16 protein-coding genes are annotated in these 18,925 nt (G+C 71.8%); 11 read left to right on the forward strand and 5 right to left on the reverse strand.

All coding sequences use genetic code 11. From position 1 onward, the window contains the following. Positions 1–21: 21 nt before the first annotated feature. Complete coding sequence (locus QSK15_RS24060) at positions 22–2,655, reverse strand: discoidin domain-containing protein (protein ID WP_285796414.1); 2,634 nt, start codon at positions 2,653–2,655, stop codon at positions 22–24. A gap of 269 nt (positions 2,656–2,924) precedes the next feature. After that, positions 2,925–4,127, reverse strand: coding sequence for an ROK family transcriptional regulator (locus QSK15_RS24065; RefSeq protein ID WP_285796415.1), 1,203 nt, complete (start codon positions 4,125–4,127; stop codon positions 2,925–2,927). A gap of 235 nt (positions 4,128–4,362) precedes the next feature. Between QSK15_RS24065 and QSK15_RS24070 the strand changes: the two genes are divergently transcribed. The 5 genes from QSK15_RS24070 to QSK15_RS24090 all read left to right on the forward strand — a co-directional run bounded on the left by QSK15_RS24070 (position 4,363) and on the right by QSK15_RS24090 (position 9,740). Further along, complete coding sequence (locus tag QSK15_RS24070; RefSeq protein ID WP_210866045.1) at positions 4,363–5,661, forward strand: ABC transporter substrate-binding protein; 1,299 nt, start codon at positions 4,363–4,365, stop codon at positions 5,659–5,661. A 70-nt stretch (positions 5,662–5,731) separates the two neighbouring features. Continuing rightward, the gene (locus QSK15_RS24075; protein WP_285796416.1) at positions 5,732–6,724 is read left to right on the forward strand and encodes a carbohydrate ABC transporter permease; all 993 of its coding nucleotides are present in this window, start codon (positions 5,732–5,734) and stop codon (positions 6,722–6,724) included. After that, entirely contained in the window at positions 6,717–7,556 is an 840-nt protein-coding gene (locus tag QSK15_RS24080; protein ID WP_285796417.1) for a carbohydrate ABC transporter permease, read from the forward strand. Before QSK15_RS24075 ends, QSK15_RS24080 begins: the two co-directional genes overlap by 8 nt. Before the next feature lie 29 nt (positions 7,557–7,585). Then, the gene (locus QSK15_RS24085; protein WP_285796418.1) at positions 7,586–8,962 is read left to right on the forward strand and encodes a GH1 family beta-glucosidase; all 1,377 of its coding nucleotides are present in this window, start codon (positions 7,586–7,588) and stop codon (positions 8,960–8,962) included. A gap of 109 nt (positions 8,963–9,071) precedes the next feature. Further along, a complete protein-coding gene (locus QSK15_RS24090) occupies positions 9,072–9,740 on the forward strand; it encodes a TMEM175 family protein (protein ID WP_285796419.1) in 669 nt (222 codons plus the stop codon). Between the two features lie 22 nt (positions 9,741–9,762). Here QSK15_RS24090 and QSK15_RS24095 read toward each other — a convergent pair whose 3' ends face one another. Then, on the reverse strand, positions 9,763–10,353 hold the full coding sequence (locus QSK15_RS24095) for a nucleotidyltransferase family protein (RefSeq protein ID WP_352232214.1): 591 nt from the start codon (positions 10,351–10,353) through the stop codon (positions 9,763–9,765). A 126-nt stretch (positions 10,354–10,479) separates the two neighbouring features. Between QSK15_RS24095 and QSK15_RS24100 the strand changes: the two genes are divergently transcribed. From QSK15_RS24100 to QSK15_RS24125, 6 genes are read left to right on the forward strand one after another with little or no spacing between them, the layout of a single operon-like run. Next, positions 10,480–11,013, forward strand: coding sequence for a 2Fe-2S iron-sulfur cluster-binding protein (locus tag QSK15_RS24100; RefSeq protein WP_285796714.1), 534 nt, complete (start codon positions 10,480–10,482; stop codon positions 11,011–11,013). Next, entirely contained in the window at positions 11,010–11,993 is a 984-nt protein-coding gene (locus QSK15_RS24105; protein ID WP_285796421.1) for an FAD binding domain-containing protein, read from the forward strand. The genes QSK15_RS24100 and QSK15_RS24105 overlap by 4 nt, the downstream gene beginning before the upstream one ends. After that, positions 11,990–14,080 (forward strand): xanthine dehydrogenase family protein molybdopterin-binding subunit, encoded by a 2,091-nt coding sequence (locus tag QSK15_RS24110; RefSeq protein WP_285796422.1) that lies wholly within the window; start codon positions 11,990–11,992, stop codon positions 14,078–14,080. The genes QSK15_RS24105 and QSK15_RS24110 overlap by 4 nt, the downstream gene beginning before the upstream one ends. A gap of 28 nt (positions 14,081–14,108) precedes the next feature. After that, entirely contained in the window at positions 14,109–14,474 is a 366-nt protein-coding gene (locus tag QSK15_RS24115; protein ID WP_030327423.1) for an ArsR/SmtB family transcription factor, read from the forward strand. Next, on the forward strand, positions 14,474–15,115 hold the full coding sequence (locus tag QSK15_RS24120) for an SRPBCC family protein (protein WP_285796423.1): 642 nt from the start codon (positions 14,474–14,476) through the stop codon (positions 15,113–15,115). Before QSK15_RS24115 ends, QSK15_RS24120 begins: the two co-directional genes overlap by 1 nt. Positions 15,116–15,174: 59 nt before the next feature. Next, on the forward strand, positions 15,175–15,723 hold the full coding sequence (locus QSK15_RS24125; protein ID WP_285796424.1) for an NUDIX domain-containing protein: 549 nt from the start codon (positions 15,175–15,177) through the stop codon (positions 15,721–15,723). Here the strand turns inward: QSK15_RS24125 and QSK15_RS24130 are convergent. Both QSK15_RS24130 and QSK15_RS24135 read right to left on the reverse strand, forming a co-directional pair. Beyond that, complete coding sequence (locus tag QSK15_RS24130) at positions 15,686–17,134, reverse strand: ATP-binding protein (protein ID WP_285796425.1); 1,449 nt, start codon at positions 17,132–17,134, stop codon at positions 15,686–15,688. The two genes, QSK15_RS24125 and QSK15_RS24130, sit on opposite strands and share 38 nt — an antisense overlap. 28 nt (positions 17,135–17,162) lie before the next feature. After that, positions 17,163–18,821 (reverse strand): NAD(P)/FAD-dependent oxidoreductase, encoded by a 1,659-nt coding sequence (locus QSK15_RS24135; protein ID WP_285796426.1) that lies wholly within the window; start codon positions 18,819–18,821, stop codon positions 17,163–17,165. Positions 18,822–18,925: the final 104 nt, after the last annotated feature.

An 18,925-nucleotide genomic window follows, 5' to 3' on the forward strand; every position in this document is an offset into this window, starting at 1 on the left:
GGCCGGCGCGGGACGCCCGGGTCAGGGGTAGGTGGTCAGGTACACCGTCTGGTTGGCCGCGTTCGCGGTGCCACCGGCGTTGTTGATCACACGGTTGATGGTGCCGACGCCACCGAGCGAGACGGTGACCATGTTCGTGAAGCGCACGTTCGGGTTGGTCGGCACCTCGAAGGACCGTTCCTCGACCACCGCGGGGTTGACGTTGAAGTAGCTGTAGCTGCCCAGCCCCCACGCCTGGTGACTGGTCACCGAGTCGGCGACCTTGTACGCGGCGTAGCCGCGGGTCGACCCGTTCATCCAGGCCGCCTGGTTCGGAACGTCGTACGGCAGCTCGTTCTGGTAGAAGTACGTCCGCCCGCCGTTGCCGTTCCAGATGGTCTGGTACTTCTGGTAGTGCTCGACGAAGAGGCCGTACATGGTGACGTCGTCGCCGTTGACGGTGAGCCCGGTGTCGGCGGTGTTCAGCGTCCACCCGGTCGGTACGCCGCTGGCGGCGTGGTCGGCCCGCCACAGCCACATGTGGTCGCCGATCACGTTGTCGCTGTTGACGGTCAGCGTGTTGGTGGCCTTGCCGACGTGCGGCCCGCCGATGCGGAAGAACACGTCGTGCAGCGACGTCGGGTTCGTGGCGTGGCTCGCGGACGAACCGGCCGGCCCGACCTCCATCAGCACCGGCGAGTTGGTCGTGCCGGCCTCGAACATGATGCCGGCGACCTTCACTCCGTCCACATCGGCCACCCGCATGCCCACCGCGCCGTTGTCGGCCTGAATGGTGGCCAGGCCGAGACCGAGGATCACTGTGTCGGCCCGGTTGACCTGGATCGGCTCGGTGACGTGGTGCACGCCCGGGGTGAACAGCAGGTGCCGGCCCTGGGTGAGGGCCGCGTTGATGGTGGCGGCGCTGGTACCGGGCTGGACCACGAAGAACTGCGACAGCGAGATCGACGAGCCGGCCGGGGTCTTGTTGTACCAGCTGGTGCCGGTGGAGTTGGTGCGCAGCGCGGGCACGAAGACCCGGTACTCGCCGGTGGCGTCGACGTAGAGGAACGGCTTCTCCCGGACCTGCGGGGTCTGCCCGATGACGGTGTGCGACGGGTTGGGGAAGCTCGGCGCCGGGGCGCCGACGACGCCCTGGAAGACCATGTTCCACACCGAGCCGGTCCAGCCGTTGCCGAACTCGCTGTTGCGGGAGTACCACTGCTGCTGTGAGCCGGAGACGACCAGGCCGTCGATGCGGGTGTCGGCCAGCAGGCCGCCGCTGGACCAGCCGTCGCCGCCGTTCCAGAGCTGGATCTGGTTCTGCGCACCACGCAGGTGCATCCGCCGGTACGGCGCGGCCTGCGACACCGCCCACCGCTCGACGGTCTGCCCGGCGGGCAGGGTGACGGAGAGGTTCTCGGCGGCCCGCCAGAAGTTCTGGGTGGCGTTGCCGCCGAACCAGAACGCCTCGGCGCGGACGTGGCCGTCGAGGTTGACGTCGTCGGGGCTCAGGCCGAGGCCGGCGACCTGGGTGAAGAAGCCGAGGTTGACGTCGGCGGTGTAGGTGCCGGGCTTGAACAGCACCGCGTAGCGCTGCGGACCGAACTGGTTGGTCTCCTGCTGGGTGAAGAGGGTGTTCAGGCGACTCTGGATGGTCGACGTCGGCGTGCCCGGCTCGAAGACGAAGGTGTTCGCGCCGAGGTTGGGGTTGTACGGGTCGGTCGTGCCGACCGGCGGCTCGGTGGTGCCGCCGCCGGTGGTGTTCACCGCCAGCTCCCACAGCGAGTAGCCGTAGGCGGTGCCCCGGGCGGTGCCGTACATCCGCAGGTAGCGGCCGCTGCCGCTGACGGTGAGCGACTGCGTGCCGCCGGTGGCGGTGGTGGTGGAGTAGATGGTGGTCCAGGTGGCCCCGTCGGCCGACGTCTGGAGCTGGAACGCCCGGGCGTACGCGGCCTCCCAGGTGAGCACCACCCGGCAGATGGTGCGGGTGCTGCCGAGGTCGACGCGCAGCCACTGCGGGTCGCTGGCGGCGCTGGCCCAGCGGGTGCCCGGGTTGCCGTCGACCGCAGCGGACGCGGCGAGGCCGGCGTCCTGGGTGGACGAGGCGGTCGCCGGGCTGCCCTGTGCGACGTTGGTGCTGCCGCAGGTGGGGGTGCTGCCGCCGCTCTCGCCATACACCTGGAACTCCCAGAGCGAGTAGCCGTAGCCGGTGCCCCGGGCGGTGCCGTTCATCCGCACGTAGCGGCCGGCGCCGGTGACGGCGAGGTTCTGGGTGCCGCCGGTGCCGGTGGTGGTGGAGTAGATCGTCGTCCAGGTGGCCCCGTCGTCGGAGGTCTGGAGTTGGAAGGCCCGGCCGTAGGCGCCCTCCCAGAGCAGGTTGACCTGGCTGATGGTGGCGCGGGCGCCCAGGTCGACCTGGAGCCACTGCGGGTCGCTGAACGCGCTGGCCCAGCGGGTGGCGGTGTTGCCGTCGACGGCGGCGGAGGCCGGGGTGCCGGCGTTCTCGGTGGACGAGGCGGTGGCGGGGCGGCCCTGGGACAGCAGGGTGGGCGCGGCCTGTGCGGGCGTGGTCGGGCCGGTCGGGGTGAGCGCCGCGACCAGGGCCACGGTGAGCCCGACCAGCAGGTGCCGGACGACCCGGGGACGCGGGCGTACGGATGTAGCACGAGATGTCATGACATCGCCTGTCGATAGGGGGTTACGGGTTGCCACGCGGAGGGGATCGGGCGCGCCCGTAGCGCCGTGGATGGTGTCGCCGCCGACGCGACACCGGGGAGGAGAGCGCTCTCGTAGGAGTGTTGCGGCGAGATTGCGACGGCGTCAAGACATCGATCTATAACTTCGTTATTTATCCCGAGAGCCGGGTTTTGTGTAATTCTCCCCCGCCATCGACCGTCGGCCCGCCATCGACCCCGCCGAGCGGGACGGCGGCTCGGCTACGGGGGTCAGGTTCGGCGGACGCCGCCCTCGGTGAGGAAGCGGGCGATCGGAAGGGTGGCCGCACCCAGCGCCACGGCGTCCACCCCGAGCCGGCACAGCTCGATCGACGCCTGCTCGTACGGCTGGCGCAGCGCCTGCCGGCCGGCGGCCTCCCGGACGGCCGGCAGCAGGTCACCGAGGGCCATCGCCGCCCAGCCGCCGAGCACCACCCGCTCCGGATTGAACAGGTTGATCAGGTTGGCCACGCCCGCGCCCAGGTAACCGGCGGTGTCATCGAGGACCCGTCGGGCGGTGGCCGACGTCTCGGCGGCGGCGACCAGCGCGGCGAGCTGGGACTCCTCGTCCTCGCCCGGAACGGCGCGACCCCGACGCGCCTCGCGGTAGCGGTCGATGATCGCCTCCGCACCCACGTACGCCTCCAGGCAGCCGCGCGCGCCGCACCGGCAGGCCCGGCCGCCGTACACCAGGGTGGTGTGCCCCCACTCCCCCGCGCTGCTGGACGCCCCCCGGTAGGTGACGCCGTTGGTCACCACCGACGCGCCCACCCCGGAGCCGACCAGCGCGAAGACGGCGTGCCGGGCGCCCCGACCGGCACCGAACCACATCTCGGCCTGGCCGAGGGTCTTCGCGCCGTTGTCGATGTGCAGCGGCACATCGGTGCCGGCGCCGATCAGGCGCTCCAGCGGCACCCGGTCCCAGCCGAGGGCCTGGGCGTGCACCACGGCCTCGGCGCCCTGCTCGACCACGCCGGAGACGCCGATGCCGACGCCGAGCACGTCGCCGGGGGTCACCCCGGCCTGGCCGGTCAGCGCGTCGATGCCGGCCAGCACGTGCCCGGCCACCAGGTCGGGCTCGGTGCGGGCCGGGTCGAGCGGGTACTCGACGCTGGCCAGCAGGGTCATCGCGAAGTCGAACAGCTCCATCCGGACCCGCGTCTCGCCGACGTCCACGCCGACCACGAACGCGAAGCGGGGCTCGATCCGCAGCAGCATGCTGGGCCGGCCGCCGTCGGACTCGGCGGCCCCGGCCTCGGCGACGAGCCCTTCGTCGATCATGTCGGCCACCACGTTGCTGACCGCGGGCTGGCTCAGCCCGGTGCTGCGCACCAGGTCCTGCCGGGTGAGCGGGCCGTCCAGGAAGAGCTTGGTCAGCAGGGCGGACCGGTTGCGCAGCCGCACGCTGCGGTTGGTGGCACGCGCCAGCTCCACTCGTCACCTCGTTCCCGTCGGCCGTTCGAGGCGACTGTAACCGCCTCGTGCTTGACGACCCACCGACCAGCAACTTTAATGACGACATAAATTAAGCCGTGATGTAACTCCCGGGAAACGCCGACGGACCCGACGGCGCACCCCCGAAACCCTGCCCGCAGCCGGCCCCCGTCACCCGACCCCTATCGGTGACGAAGGCCAGCGGACCCCCACCACGCACCGGAAGGGCTGACCCGTGTCGAGACGACACCTCGGGATTTTCACCGCCGCCGTACTGGCCGCCGCCTCGCTGACCGCCTGCGGTGGCTCCGGCGACGACTCCGCCGCGTCGCCCAAGACGCTCACCTACTGGGCCAGCAACCAGGGCGCCAGCCTGGAGGCCGACAAGACCATCCTCCAGCCCGAGCTGGACAAGTTCGAGAAGCAGACCGGCATCAAGGTTACCGTCGAGGTGGTCCCCTGGTCGGACCTGCTCAACCGGCTGCTCGCGGCCGCCGCCTCCGGCAAGGGCCCGGACGTGGTCAACATCGGCAACACCTGGTCGGCGTCGTTGCAGGCCACCGGCGCGCTCGTCGAGTTCGACGACGCCACCCTGCAGGCCGTCGGCGGCAAGGACCGGATCGTGCCCGCCGCGCTCGCCGCCGCCGGCGCCCCCGGCAAGCCGCCGGCCGCCGTGCCGCTCTACTCCATGGCCTACAGCCTGTACTACAACAAGAAGTCGTTCGCCGACGCCGGCATCACCGCCCCGCCGACCACCTGGGAGCAGCTCGCCGAGTACGGCAAGAAGCTCAGCACCGGCGGCAAGTGGGGCCTGGCGATCGAAGGGGCCAACCCGTCGGAGAACGCGCACCACGCCTTCACCTTCAGCCAGCAGTACGGCGGCGAGTGGTTCGACTCGGCCGGCAAGCCGACCTTCGACACCCCGCAGAACGTCTCGGCCATCAAGCGGTACATCGACTTCATGGCCGCTGACAAGATCACCAACCCGAGCAACGCCGAGTACGCGCAGAACCAGTCGGTTTCCGACTTCGCCAACGGCAAGGCCGCCATGCTGCTGTGGCAGTCCGCCGGGTCGAACCTGAAGACGCAGAACATGCCCGCCGACGCGTACGGGGTGGCCCCGGTGCCGTTCCTGGCCAACCCGCCGGCCGGCGGCAAGAAGGTCAACAGCATGGTCGCCGGGATCAACATGGCGGTCTTCAAGCACACCAAGAACAAGGACGGCGCGCTGAGCTTCGTGAAGTTCATGACCAGCGACGAGGAGCAGACGATCCTCAACAAGACGTACGGCTCGCTGCCGGCGGTGAAGACCGCCGCCTCCGACCCGGCGTTCAGCGCCACCGAGCAGAAGACCATCCAGGAGACCCTGGTCACCACCGCGGCCCCGCTGCCGCAGGTGCCCGACGAGAGCACCTTCGAGACCCTGGTCGGCACCGCGATGAAGGAGCTGTTCGCCGACGCGGCCAGCGGCAAGCCGGTCACCGAGGAATCGGTGAAGGCCAAGCTGACCGACGCGCAGCAGAAGATGCGCTGACCCAGGCGGCACCGGTGGCCGTGGTCGGGCGCTGAGCCCGGCCACGGCCACCGCCTCCGAGAGGACCCCGATGGCAACCAGCACCACCGCGCCGGACGCCGACCGGCGCGAACCCCGGGCCGGTTCGCCGGCCCGGGGGCCGGCCCGCCGGCCCCGCGGCCCGCGCCGCTCGCTCCTGCCGTACCTGCTGCTCGCACCGGCCGTCGTGCTGGAACTCGCCATCCACGTGATCCCGATGGTGGTCGGGGTCTGGATGAGCCTGCTGGAGCTGACCCAGTTCCACATCCGCGACTGGTCCACCGCGCCCTTCGTCGGGCTGGAGAACTACCGGGCGACGCTCGACCTGAACAGCGCCGCCGGCAAGGAACTGCTGCACTCGTTCTGGGTCACCCTGGCCTACAGCCTGCTCTCGGTCGGGTTCGCCTGGCTGCTCGGCATCTCGGCGGCGGTCGTGCTGCAACGGCCGTTCCGGGGCCGGGCGATCCTGCGGGCGCTGTTCCTCACCCCGTACGCGCTGCCGGTCTACGCCGCCGTCATCACCTGGAGCTTCCTGCTGCAACGCGACACCGGCCTGGTCAACCACGTGCTCGTCGACCAGCTCGGGCTGGTCGACGACAGGCCGTTCTGGTTGATCGGCGACAACAGCTTCTGGTCGCTGCTGGTCGTGTCCGTGTGGCGCAACTGGCCGTTCGCGTTCCTGTGCCTGATGGCCGGGCTGCAGAACGTGCCCGGCGAGCTGTACGAGGCCGCCGCGATCGACGGCGCGGGCTTCTGGCGTCGGCTGCGCTCGGTCACCCTGCCGATGCTGCGGCCGGTGAACCTGGTGCTGCTGCTGGTGCTGTTCCTGTGGACCTTCAACGACTTCAACACCCCGTTCGTGCTCTTCGGCGGTTCCGCGCCCGAGCAGGCCGACCTCATCTCCATCCACATCTACCGCAGCTCCTTCAAGACCTGGGACTTCGGCTCCGGGTCGGCGATGTCGGTGGCGCTGCTGCTGTTCCTGCTGGTCGTCTCGGCCGCCTACCTGCTGATCACCAACCGTCGGAGGGACGACCATGCGTGAGACCGCCGGTGAGCGCTGGGGCCGGCGCATCGTGCTGACCTTCCTCGCCCTCTTCGTCCTCGTCCCGCTCTACGTGATGGTCACCTCGGCGGCGAAGCCGTTGCAGGACGTACAGAACGGCTTCACCTGGTGGCCCAGCCGGCCCACAGTGCAACCGTTCATCGACATGTGGAGCACCGTGCCGCTGGCCCGGTACCTGGTGAACAGCCTGGTGGTGTCGAGCATCGCGGCGATCTGCTCGGTGGCGGTGGCCATCTTCGCCGCGTTCGCGGTGAGCCGGTACCGGTTCCGCGGTCGGGGTGTCTTCTCGGTGACGGTGCTGTCCACCCAGATGTTTCCCGGCATCCTGTTCCTGCTGCCGCTGTTCCTCATCTACGTCAACCTGGGCAACGCCACCGGCATCGAGCTGTACGCCAGCCGTACCGGCCTGGTCATCACGTACCTGACCTTCTCGCTGCCGTTCTCGATCTGGATGCTGGTCGGCTACTTCGACTCGATCCCCCGGGGTCTGGACGAGGCGGCGCAGGTCGACGGCGCCGGCCCGCTGCGCACCCTGTTCCAGGTCATCCTGCCGGCCGCCGTGCCCGGCGTCGTCGCGGTCACCGTGTACGCGTTCATGACAGCGTGGGGTGAGGTGCTCTTCGCCTCGGTGATGACCGACGAGGGCAGCCGCACCCTGGCCGTCGGCCTGCAGGGCTACTCCACGCAGTTCAACGTCTACTGGAACCAGATCATGGCCGCCTCGCTGGTGGTCAGCATCCCGGTCGTCGTCGGGTTCCTGGCCCTGCAGCGGTACTTCGTCGCCGGTCTCACCGCCGGCGCGGTCAAGTGAACCACCCAACCCCAGAGGAGAACCGACCCGTGCCCGACCTGTCCAAGCTGCCACCCGACTTCCTCTGGGGTGTCGCCACGGCGGCGTACCAGATCGAGGGGGCCGTCGACGTCGACGGCCGGGCACCGTCCATCTGGGACACCTTCTCGGCGACTCCCGGCACCGTCGACAACGGCGACACCGGCGCGGTGGCGTGCGACCACTACCACCGGTGGCCGGAGGACCTGGCGCTGCTGCGCCGCCTCGGCGTGGACGCGTACCGTTTCTCGGTGGCCTGGCCCCGGGTCATGCCCGACGGGGTCGGGCGGGTCAACGCCGCCGGGCTGGACTTCTACGATCGGCTCGTCGACACGTTGCTCGCCGACGGGATCCGCCCGTTCGTCACCCTCTACCACTGGGATCTGCCGCAGGTCCTCCAGGATCGGGGCGGTTGGCCGCAGCGCGCCACCGCCGAGGCGTTCGCCGACTACGCGGCGGTCGTCGCCGCCCGCCTCGGTGACCGGGTCGCCGACTGGTGCACTGTCAACGAGCCGCTCTGCGTGTGCTGGATCGGGCACCTGGAGGGGACGATGGCCCCCGGCGAACGGGACCTGACCCGCGCGGTGCACGCCTCGCACCACGTGCTGCTCGGGCACGGGCTGGCCACCCAGGCGATCCGCGCCAACGCGGCCCGGCCGGCGTCGGTCGGTCTGGTGCTCAACCTCAGCCCGATCGAGGCGGCGACCGACCGGCCCGAGGACGTCGCGGCGGCCCGCCGGGCCGACGGGCACGTCAACAGGTGGTGGTTGGACCCGATCCACGGGCGCGGCTACCCCGCCGACATGATCGCCACCTACGGCGTCGAGCCGCCGGTACGCGGCGACGACCTGGCGACGATCGCCACGCCGACGGACTTCCTCGGGGTGAACTACTACTTCCGGCAGCTGGTGGTCGACGATCCGACGGGCGCCGCGCCGTACGCCCGGCAGGTGCCGGTGCCCGGCTCGGTGGAAACCGCGATGGCCTGGGAGATGTACCCGGCGGGCCTGGAGCGGCTGCTCGTCGACGTGCACGAGGAGTACCGGCCGGGCCGGATCATCGTCACCGAGAGCGGCTCGGCGTGGCCGGACGAGGTCACCCCGGACGGCACGGTGGAGGACAAGGAGCGCACCGACCACCTGGAGCAGCACCTGGCCGCCTGCGCGTCGGCGGTCGCCCGGGGTGTTCCGCTGGACGGCTACTTCGTCTGGTCGCTGCTGGACAACTTCGAGTGGGCGTACGGCTACGACAAGCGCTTCGGGTTGGTGCACGTCGACTACGCCACCCAGCGCCGGACGGTGAAGGCGAGCGGTCTGCGCTACGCCGAGCTGATCCGCGCCCACCAGCGCCTCGCCCGCACCACCGGCACGGCGACGCCGGTGGCCTGAACGGGGGCGGTGTGAGCGGCCGCCCGGGATGGCGACCCCGGGCGGCCGTTCATCCACCGATCGGCCGAAACCGCCGCCGGCCGCGTTGCCCAGTGGCTAGCCTGCGGCAATGTCCGCAGCACCCGACGAGATCGAGCAGCCCGGTCCCCGGGGGCGGGTCTCCCCGACCGACCGGATGACGGCCTTCAGCGACGGCGTCTTCGCCATCGTCATCACGCTGCTGGTCATCGAGTTGCGGGTGCCGGAATACCACGAGGGCGCACTGCTCACCGGCCTGCTCGGTGAGGGCGCCTCCTACCTGGCCTTCGTGGTGTCGTTCGTCTACATCGGGGTGCTCTGGCTCAACCACCACGCGCTGCTGCGGCTGATCCGTGGCACCACCCTCGCGTTGAGCTGGATCAACCTCGCCGTGCTGTTCGGCGCGGTGATCATTCCCTTCCCCACGGCGGTGCTGGCGTCGGCGTTCACCCACGGCAACACCGACGACCAGCGCGCCGCCGTCGCCCTGTACGCCCTGGCCGCGGCCCTGATGTCGGCCCCCTGGCTGGTGTTCTTCGGCTACCTGCACCGGCACCCGGCGCTGCTGGACCGTCGGGTCACCCCCGAGTACGTGCGGACGCAGCGGCTGCGGCCGATCACCGGCCTGATCCTGTACGGGCTCAGCGGTCTGCTCGGCTGGTTCGTCAACCCGGTGCTGGGCCTGATCGGCGTCATCGTCATGATCGCCTATCACGCGGTCACCAGCGCGGGGCTGCCCCGCTGGCTCACCCGTCGCTGACCGGTCGAGGCGGTCCCCGGTGTCAGGCCGGCCCCGGCGCCGACCGCCGCGTCAGTCGCCGCAGGTCGGCCGCGCTGTCCACGTCGACCGGGGAGCCGACGTCGTCGCAGGGCACCTCGACCACCAGGTCCGGCCGCTCGCGCAGCAGGTCGCGGGCGCCCCGGTCGCCGACGGCGTACCCGCTCAGCAGCGGCCAGGTCGGCCGGGCCAGCAGGATCGGGTGCCCGGGGCGGCCGGCGTAGGTGGCGACCGCGACGACCGCGCCGTCGTCGTACGCCGCGCGCACCCGGCGCACCGCGACCGGGCTGAGCAGCGGCTGGTCGACGAGGACCACGACGGTGGCCGGCACGTCGGCCGGCAGCGAGGCCAGGCCCCGCAGCAGCGACGACCCCAGCCCGTCGGCCCAGCGGTCGTGCCGGACCCGCACCGCGCCGGGCAGGTCGGGCACCTCGTCGACGCCCGCGCCGAGCACCACGTGCACGGGTGCGCAGCCGCCGTCGGCGAGCAGCCGGATCGCGCGCCGCACCAGCGTTTCGCCGTCCAGCTCGACGAGCGCCTTGGGCCGGCCGTAACGCCGGCCGGCTCCGGCGGCCAGCAGCAGTCCGGCGGTCACCACCGTCACCTCCCGTACGAACGGCTTTGCGTTATTCGCCCTGAGATATACCGACAAAGCTAGTCTGGGCCGGTGCGGGGCGGACCGGAGAACACGACCACGATCGACGAGCGGCACTCGTCCCGGGTGACGGTCGAGGTCAACGGCGTGTCCCGCGAGGTCACCCTGGACAACCGCACCACACTGCTCGACACGCTGCGCGAGCACCTCGACCTGACCGGGGCGAAGAAGGGCTGCGACCACGGCCAGTGCGGCTCCTGCACGGTGCTGCTGGACGGCCGCCGAGTCAAGAGCTGCCTGGTCTTCGCGGTCACCGTGGACGGCCGGTCGGTGGTGACCGTCGAAGGGCTGGCCGGGCCGGACGAGCTGTCCCCGTTGCAGGCCGCCTTCATCGCGCACGACGCGTTCCAGTGCGGCTACTGCACCCCCGGGCAGCTCTGCTCCGCCCGCGGCATGCTCGACGAGGTCTCCCAGGGTTGGCCCAGCGCCGTCACCGACGACCTGAGCACGCCCGCCGCGTTGACCGACGCGGAGATCCGCGAGCGGATGGCCGGCAACCTGTGCCGCTGCGCGGCGTACCCGCACATCGTCGCGGCCGTGCGGGAGGCGGCGGGTGCGCGCGAGCCGACGGCCGGCGCGATGAGGGCGGCGGCGTCGTGAGGGCCTTCCGTTACCACCGGCCCGCCGACGTGGCCGAGGCGGTCGCCGTGCTGGCGGCCGAACCGCAGGCCGCCTACCTGGGCGGCGGTACCAACCTGGTGGACCTCATGAAACTCGGGGTGCAGCGCCCCGACGTGCTGGTGGACGTGACCCGGCTGCCGCTGGACACCGTCGAGGAGCTGCCCGACGGCGGGCTGCGGATCGGCGCGACCGTCCGCAACAGCGACCTGGCGGCCCACCCGGTGGTGCGCCGCGACTACCCGGTGCTGGCCCGTGCCCTGCTCGCCGCCGCCTCCGGGCAGCTGCGCAACATGGCCACCACCGGCGGCAACCTCTTGCAGCGCACCCGCTGCGTCTACTTCCAGGACACCGGCAAGGCGTGCAACAAGCGGGAGCCGGGCAGCGGTTGCGCCGCCCTGCACGGCCAGAACCGCGACCTGGCGGTGCTGGACTGGTCCGAGCAGTGCGTCGCCACCCACCCGTCGGACCTGGCCGTCGCGCTGGCCGCCCTCGACACGGTGGTGGAGGTGCACGAGCCCGACGGCCCCCGCGACATTCCGATCGCCCACCTCTACCGCTCCCCCGGCACCCACCCGGAGCGGGAGACGACGCTGGCCCGAGGCGCGCTGATCACCGCCGTCCGGCTCCCGCCGCTGCCGGCCGCGCGCCGCTCGACGTACCTCAAGGTGCGCGACCGGGCCTCGTTCGCCTTCGCCGCCGGGTCGGTGGCCGCGGTGCTGGACATCGACGGGGACGTGGTCCGCGACGTGCGTCTGGCGTACGGGGCGGTGGCGCACCGGCCGTGGCGGGCGTACCGGGCCGAGGAGGAGCTGCGCGGCCAACGGTTCAGTCCCGAGCTGGCCGCACGCGCCGCCGACGTGGAGCTGGCCGAGGCGCGCCCGCTGCGGCACAACGGCTTCAAGCTGCCACTGACCCGGGCCATCACCGTGCGGGCGCTCACCGAGTTGGCGTCGTCGTGAGCACCGACGCCGTCGGCCACCCGTACCCCCGGCTGGAGGGCCGCGAGAAGGTCACCGGCACGGCCCGGTACGCGGTGGAGTACCCGGTGGACGGGGTCACCTACGGCTGGGCGGTGCCGTCGACGGTGGTGCGGGGCCGGATCACCCGGGTCGACACCACCCAGGCGTTGGCGTCGCCCGGCGTGCTGGCCGTGCTGCACCACGGCAACGCGCCCCGGATCGCGCCCGGCCAGCAGCCGGAGCTGTGGCTGTTGCAGGAGCCGGTGGCGCACTACCGGGGGCAGTACGTCGCGGTGGTGGTGGCCACCAGCCTGGAGGCGGCCCGCGAGGGCGCCCGGCTGGTCCACATCGACTACGACACCGGCCCGCACAGCACGGTGCTCACCGACGACCACCCGGGCCTGTACAAGCCGGACCACGTCAATCCCAGTTATCCGACGGACACCGCCGAGGGTGACTTCGACGCCGGGTACGCGGCGGCCCCGGTACGGGTGGACGCCACGTACCGGACTCCGGCGTACCACAACAACCCGATGGAGCCGCACGCCACGACAGCGCAGTGGCGCGACGGGCGGCTGCTGGTGCACGACTCCAACCAGGGCGCGTCGTCGGTCCAGGCCACCCTCGCAGAGCTGTTCGAGCTGCCCCCGGAGTCGGTCCGGGTCGTGGCGCAGCACGTCGGCGGCGGCTTCGGCAGCAAGGGGTACGCCAAGGCCGCGGTGGTGCTCGCCGCCCTCGCCGCCCGACACGTGGACCGCCCGGTGAAGCTGGCGCTGACCCGCCAGCAACTGTTCGGGCCGATCGGTTACCGCACCCCCACCATCCAGCGGGTCCGCCTCGCCGCCGACACCGACGGCCGGCTCACCGCCATCTGCCACGACGCCATCAGCCAGACCTCGACCATCCACGAGTTCGCCGAGCAGACCGCCGTCTACACCCGCAGCATGTACGCCGCACCGCACCGACGCACCACGCACCGGCTGGCCCGCCTCGACGTGCCCACGCCGTTCTGGATGCGCGCACCGGGCGAGTGCCCCGGCGCGTACGCCCTGGAGTCGGCGATGGACGAGCTGGCCGTGGCCGTCGGCATCGACCCGGTGGAGCTGCGCATCCGCAACGACACCGACGTCGACCCCGACCAGGGGCAGCCGTTCACCAGCCGCAACCTGGTGGCCTGCCTGCGCGAGGGCGCACAACGCTTCGGTTGGGCCGGCCGCGACCCGTCTCCCCGGGCCCGGCGCGAGGGGCGTTGGTTGATCGGCACGGGGGTGGCCGGGTCGAGCTACCCGGCCCGGGCCCGGCCGTGCTCGGCGACAGCCACCGCCCGGCCCGACGGGAGCTTTTTGGTGCAGGTCAACGCCACCGACATCGGCACCGGCGCACGGACGGCGATGTGGCAGGTGGCCGCCGACGCGCTCGGGGTGCCGCCCGAGCAGGTGGAGATCCACATCGGCGACAGCGCCCTGCCGGCCGCGCCGGTGGCCGGGGGGTCGATGGGGACCGCCAGCTGGAGCTGGGCGGTGATGCGGGCCGCTCAGGCGCTGCGCGAGAAGCTGCGCGACGGCGGGCCGCCGACCGAAGAGGTGACCGCCGAGGCGGACACCGCCGAGGAGGTGGGCGGTCAGCCGACACGACCCCGGTACGCGTACGGGGCGCAGTTCGTCGAGGTGCGGGTCGACGCGGACACCGGCGAGGTGCGGTTGAACCGGATGCTCGGCGTGTTCGCGGCGGGGCGGGTGGTGAACCCGACGACGGCGCGCAGCCAGCTCATCGGCGGCATGACGATGGGGCTGTCGATGGCGCTGCACGAGGAGGGCTTGCTCGACGAGCGGTACGGCGACTGGGTCAACCACGACCTGGCCACCTACCACATCACCGGTTGCGCGGATGTGGAGTCCATCGAGGCGTACTGGCTGGACGAGCGGGACGACGAGCTGAACCCGGCCGGGGTGAAGGGCATCGGCGAGATCGGCATCGTCGGTGCCGCGGCGGCGGTGGCCAACGCGGTGCACCACGCGACCGGCGTCCGGATCCGGGAGCTGCCGATCCGGCTGGACAAGCTCCTCGGAGTATCGGGCTTGGCTTAAATAAGCCATCAGTGATACAACTGTCGTCGTGCACGCCTTCGACGTGCTGGGCGATCCGGTCCGGCGCCGCATCCTGGAGCTGCTCGCCGACGGTGAGCAGCCCGCCGGCGCGGTCAGCGCGGTCATCCGCGAGGAGTTCGGCATCTCCCAGCCCGCCGTGTCCCAGCACCTCAAGGTGTTACGCGACAACGGCTTCGCCACGGTGCGGGCGCAGGGCACCCGACGGCTCTACGCGGTCGACCCGCGCCCACTGCGCGAGGTCGACGGCTGGCTGGAGCACTTCCGCCGGTTCTGGACCCCGCCCCTGGCGGCACTCGCCACCGAGCTGGCCCGGGGCCGACGCGAGCGTCGCCTCCGTGGGCCCGCCGACCCATCCGACGAGAGGAACACCTGATGTTCGACGCCACCGAGCAGATCAACGCCGTCCAACGCACCGTCGGCAGCCGCACCCTGGAAGCCGGCGAGGCGCGGGTCACCACGATCAGTCAGACCTACCAGTCGACGGCCGAGGACCTGTGGGACGCCTGCACCAGCGCCGAGCGCATCCCGCGCTGGTTCCTGCCGATCTCCGGCGACCTGCGGCTGGGCGGCACGTACCAGCTTGAGGGCAACGCCGGCGGCACCGTCGAAAGCTGCGAGCCGCCGCACCGCTTCACCGCCACCTGGGAGTTCGGCGGAGAGGTGAGCTGGATCGAGGTACGGATCACCGCGGTCGACGGCGATCGGGCACGGCTCGACCTGGACCACATCGCGCACGTCGACCAGGACCGGTGGGCCCAGTTCGGGCCCGGCGCGGTCGGTGTCGGCTGGGACCTGGGGCTACTCGGCCTCGCCTCGCACCTGGCCGGCGACGGCAGCGGCATCACCCCGGAGCAGGGTGCCGAGTGGACCGCCTCGGACGAGGGACGACGGGCCATGGAGCTGAGCAGCCAGCTGTGGTGCGAGGCGAGCATCGCCGCCGGCACCGACGCCGACGAGGCGAAGGCCGCCGCCGAGCGCACCACCGCCTTCTACACCGGCACCCCGGCAGCCTGACCGCACGACGGGACGGCAGCGCGGCAGTCGGGGCGCGGTTCGGAGTAACGTGCTGCGGCATGACCGGCACGCCGTACTCGCACTGCTCCTACTGCGGCGCCGCCTACCCGGCCGCCGCCGGATGGCCACGGGTCTGCGCGGTCTGCGGCGAGACCGTCTGGCGTAACCCGCTGCCGGTGGCGGTCGCGGTGCTGCCGGTCCGCACGGCCGGGAGCCTGGGTGTGGTGGTGGTCCGCCGGGACATCGAGCCGGCCCGCGGCCTGCTCGCACTGCCCGGCGGCTTCATCGAGTACGGCGAGGAGTGGTCCGACGCGCTCGTCCGTGAGCTGCGGGAGGAGACCGGCCTGATCGCGGCGGCCGAGGACGCCCAGCTGTTCGCGGTGTACGGCGCACCGGCGGGAGGCACCATGATGATCTTCGGAGTGCTGCCCGAACGGGCGGCCGAGGACCTGCCACCGTCGGCGCCGACCGACGAGGCCACCGAGTGGCTGGTGCTCACCGACCCGGTCGAGCTGGCGTTCTCCACCCACACCCAGGTGCTGGCCGACTTCCTCACCCCCGGCACTGTCTCTAGGTGGTCGGCACGTCGTCCGACGGGCCCTCGGTGATCGGCAGCAGGACCCGGAAGGTGGTGCGCCCCGGCTCGGTCTCCACCCGGATGTCGCCGTGGTGTTTGTGCACCACGATCCGGTACGAGATGTCCAGCCCCAGACCGGTGCCCGCACCCACCGGCTTCGTGGTGAAGAACGGCTCGAAGATGCGCGGACGCACCTCCGGCGGGATACCCGGCCCGGTGTCGGTGATCTCCACCGCCAGCAGCTCACCGACCCGTCCGGTGCGGACGGTCAGCACCCCCTTCTCCCCCATCGCGCCCAACGCGTTGTCGATCAAATTGGTCCACACCTGGTTCAGCTCGGCCGCGTACGCCGGAACCGGTGGGAGGCTGCGGTCGTACTCGCGGACCAGCTTGACCTCGGCGGGGATCTTGCCCTTGAACATCACCAACGTGGCGTCGAGCAGGTCGTGCACGTCCACCACCCGGTGCGGCGCGCGGTCCAGCTGGGAGTACTGCTTGGCGGCGCCCACCAGCCCGGAGATCCGGGTGACCGCGTCGCCGATCTCGCGCATCAACAGCTCGGTGTCGACCGTGTAGGTGAGCCAGCGCACCGCCGCCTCCAGGTCCGCCGCCCCGACCGCGGCCTTCACCTGCGTCAACCACTGCGCGTCGAGCCCACCGCCGACCAGGATCGGCGCCAGGTCCCAGGCCCCGTCGACCCCGTGCTCCTCCAACCAGTCGGTGAGGGCGTCCTCGGCGTCCGCGGTCGCCATCGGCGTCAACTTCGGCGCGGTGGCCACCCGTGCGACCGCCTCCTCCTGCAACGCGACCAGGCCGTGCAGGGCACTGCCGTCGAGCCGCCCATCGGCGATCATGGCGAGTTTGTGCCGCATCCCGGCGACCCGGTCCCGCAGCACCGACGTGGCCCGGACCGCCGCCGCAGCCGGATTGTTCAGCTCGTGGGTCAGCCCCGCCGAGAGCGAACCGAGGGCCAGCAGCCGCTCCCGCTCACCGACGATGGCCTGACTGTCCCGCATCCCGAAGAACAACCCCTCCAACAGGTGCATGGGCATCGGGAACCAGGACCGCAGGGCGTACGCGAAATCCTCCGCCGGCAGCACGAAGAACTCCGCGTCGGTCACCGCCCGCAGGCTGTTGCGGTAGGTCTGCTCGACCTGCTCACCCAGGTACGCCTGGGTGGCCCCGCCGTACACCCCGCGCTGGTCGGTCCGGCTGACCTCGACGTCGTCGCCACGCACGACGCGGCTCAACGCCACCGCCCCCCGCAGCAACACGAAGAAGCAGGTCGCCGGCTCGCCCTCGCCGTACACGAGGGTGCCGCCGGCACGCTGCTCGACCCGGCCGTGCTCGGCCAGCCAGTCGAGCTGCCCGTCGTCGAGCGCCTCGAACAGGAACAGGGTGCGCAACTGCGCCGGTGTCAGCCGGTCAGACTCGGTCGTCACTGGGACTCCTTGGTTGGCGGGAGCCGATTCACTGGGCTTCCAGATAGCGGTGCACCAACGACACGGCCATCGCGCCCTCGCCGACGGCCGAGGCGACCCGCTTGACCGACTCGGCCCGCACGTCCCCGGCGGCGAACACCCCCGGCACGCTGGTCTCCAGGTGGTACGGGTCGCGCGACAGCGACCAGCCGGGCGGTCGACGGCCTCCGGCGAGCAGATCCGGGCCGGTCACGATGAACCCGCGCCCGTCGCGGACCAGCACCCCGTCCAGCCAGTCGGTGCGCGGCTCCGCGCCGATGAAGATGAACAGCCAGGAGGTGTCGACCGAGCGGGCCTCCCCGGTGCGGGTGTCGCAGAGGGTGAGCCGTTGCAGGTGGTCCTCCCCCGCCGCGCCGACCACGGCGGTGTGCGGATGCACAGTGATCTTGTCGATCCGTTCCAGCTGGTCGATCAGGTACCGCGACATCGAGGCGGTCAGGTCCGCACCCCGGATGAGCAGGTGCACCCTGGCCGCGTACCGGGAGAAGTGCACCGCCGCCTGACCGGCGGAGTTGGCCCCGCCGACGATGTAGACGTCCTGCTCGACGCAGCTCGGCGCCTCGGTGGCGGCGGCGCCGTAGAACACCCCCCGCCCGGTGAAGTCGGCCAGCCCCGGGGCGTCGAGCACCCGGTACGACACGCCGGTGGCCAGCACCACTGTGTGCGCGGCGATCTCGGTGCCGTCGCCGAAGCGCAGCAGCCGGGCACCGCCGGCCTCGCTGAGACCGACCACCTCCCGGGCGCTGAGCAGCTCGGCACCGAACTTGACCGCCTGGCGCCGGGCCCGGTCGGTCAACTGCGCGCCGGACACCCCGTCCGGGAAACCCAGGTAGTTCTCGATCCGGCTGCTCTGCCCGGCCTGGCCGCCGGTCGCCCGTCGCTCCACGAGCACGGTACGCAGCCCCTCCGAGGCGCCGTACACCGCGGAGCCGAGCCCGGCGGGGCCGCCGCCGATCACCACCAGGTCGTAGAAGTCACACGCCGGCACCACTGTCAACCCGGCCAGGGCGGCCAACTCGGCCTCACTCGGGGCGACCAGCGCCTTGCCCTCGGGCGTCACCACCAGCGGCACGTCCGCCTCGGTGGCCCCGGCCGCGTCGAGCAACCGGACACCCTCCGGGTCGTCGGACAACAGCCACCGGTACGGCACCAGGTTGCGGGCCAGGAAGTCGCGGACCTTGAACGACGGCGCGGACCAGCGGTGCCCGACGACCCGGATCTCGGCGCTGGCCGCGTCCGGGGTGGCCGCCCACGCCTCCAACAACCCGTCGACCACCGGGTACAGCTTCTCCTCCGGCGGGTGCCAGGGCTTGAGCAGGTAGTGGTCCAGGTCGACCACGTTGATGGCCTCGATCGCGGCGTCGGTGTCCGCGTACGCGGTGAGCAGCACCCGACGGGCGGCCGGGAAGATGTCCATGGCCGCCTCGAGGAACTCGACGCCGGTCATGTCCGGCATCCGGTGGTCGGCCAGCAGCAGCGCCACCTGTTCGCCGCGCAGCTTGACCTCGCGCAGCGCGTCCAGCGCCTCCGGCCCGGAGGATGCCCGCAGCACCCGGTAACGGTCGCCGTAGCGGCGCCGGATGTCGCGGGCCACCGCCCGGGACACCACGGGGTCGTCGTCGACGGTCAGGATCACCGGGTTCGCCATGGCGCCATGAAATCACCTGCACCCTGTCGACCGCACCACCGCCGGGTCGGACCCATGGTTGATCGCGTTCGCGATGGGTAAGCCGGGGAGCCGCGTGGGTGCCC

Origin of the sequence: Micromonospora sp. NBRC 107095, assembly GCF_030269705.1 — a bacterium.
GTDB classification, from domain to species: domain Bacteria; phylum Actinomycetota; class Actinomycetes; order Mycobacteriales; family Micromonosporaceae; genus Micromonospora; species Micromonospora parva.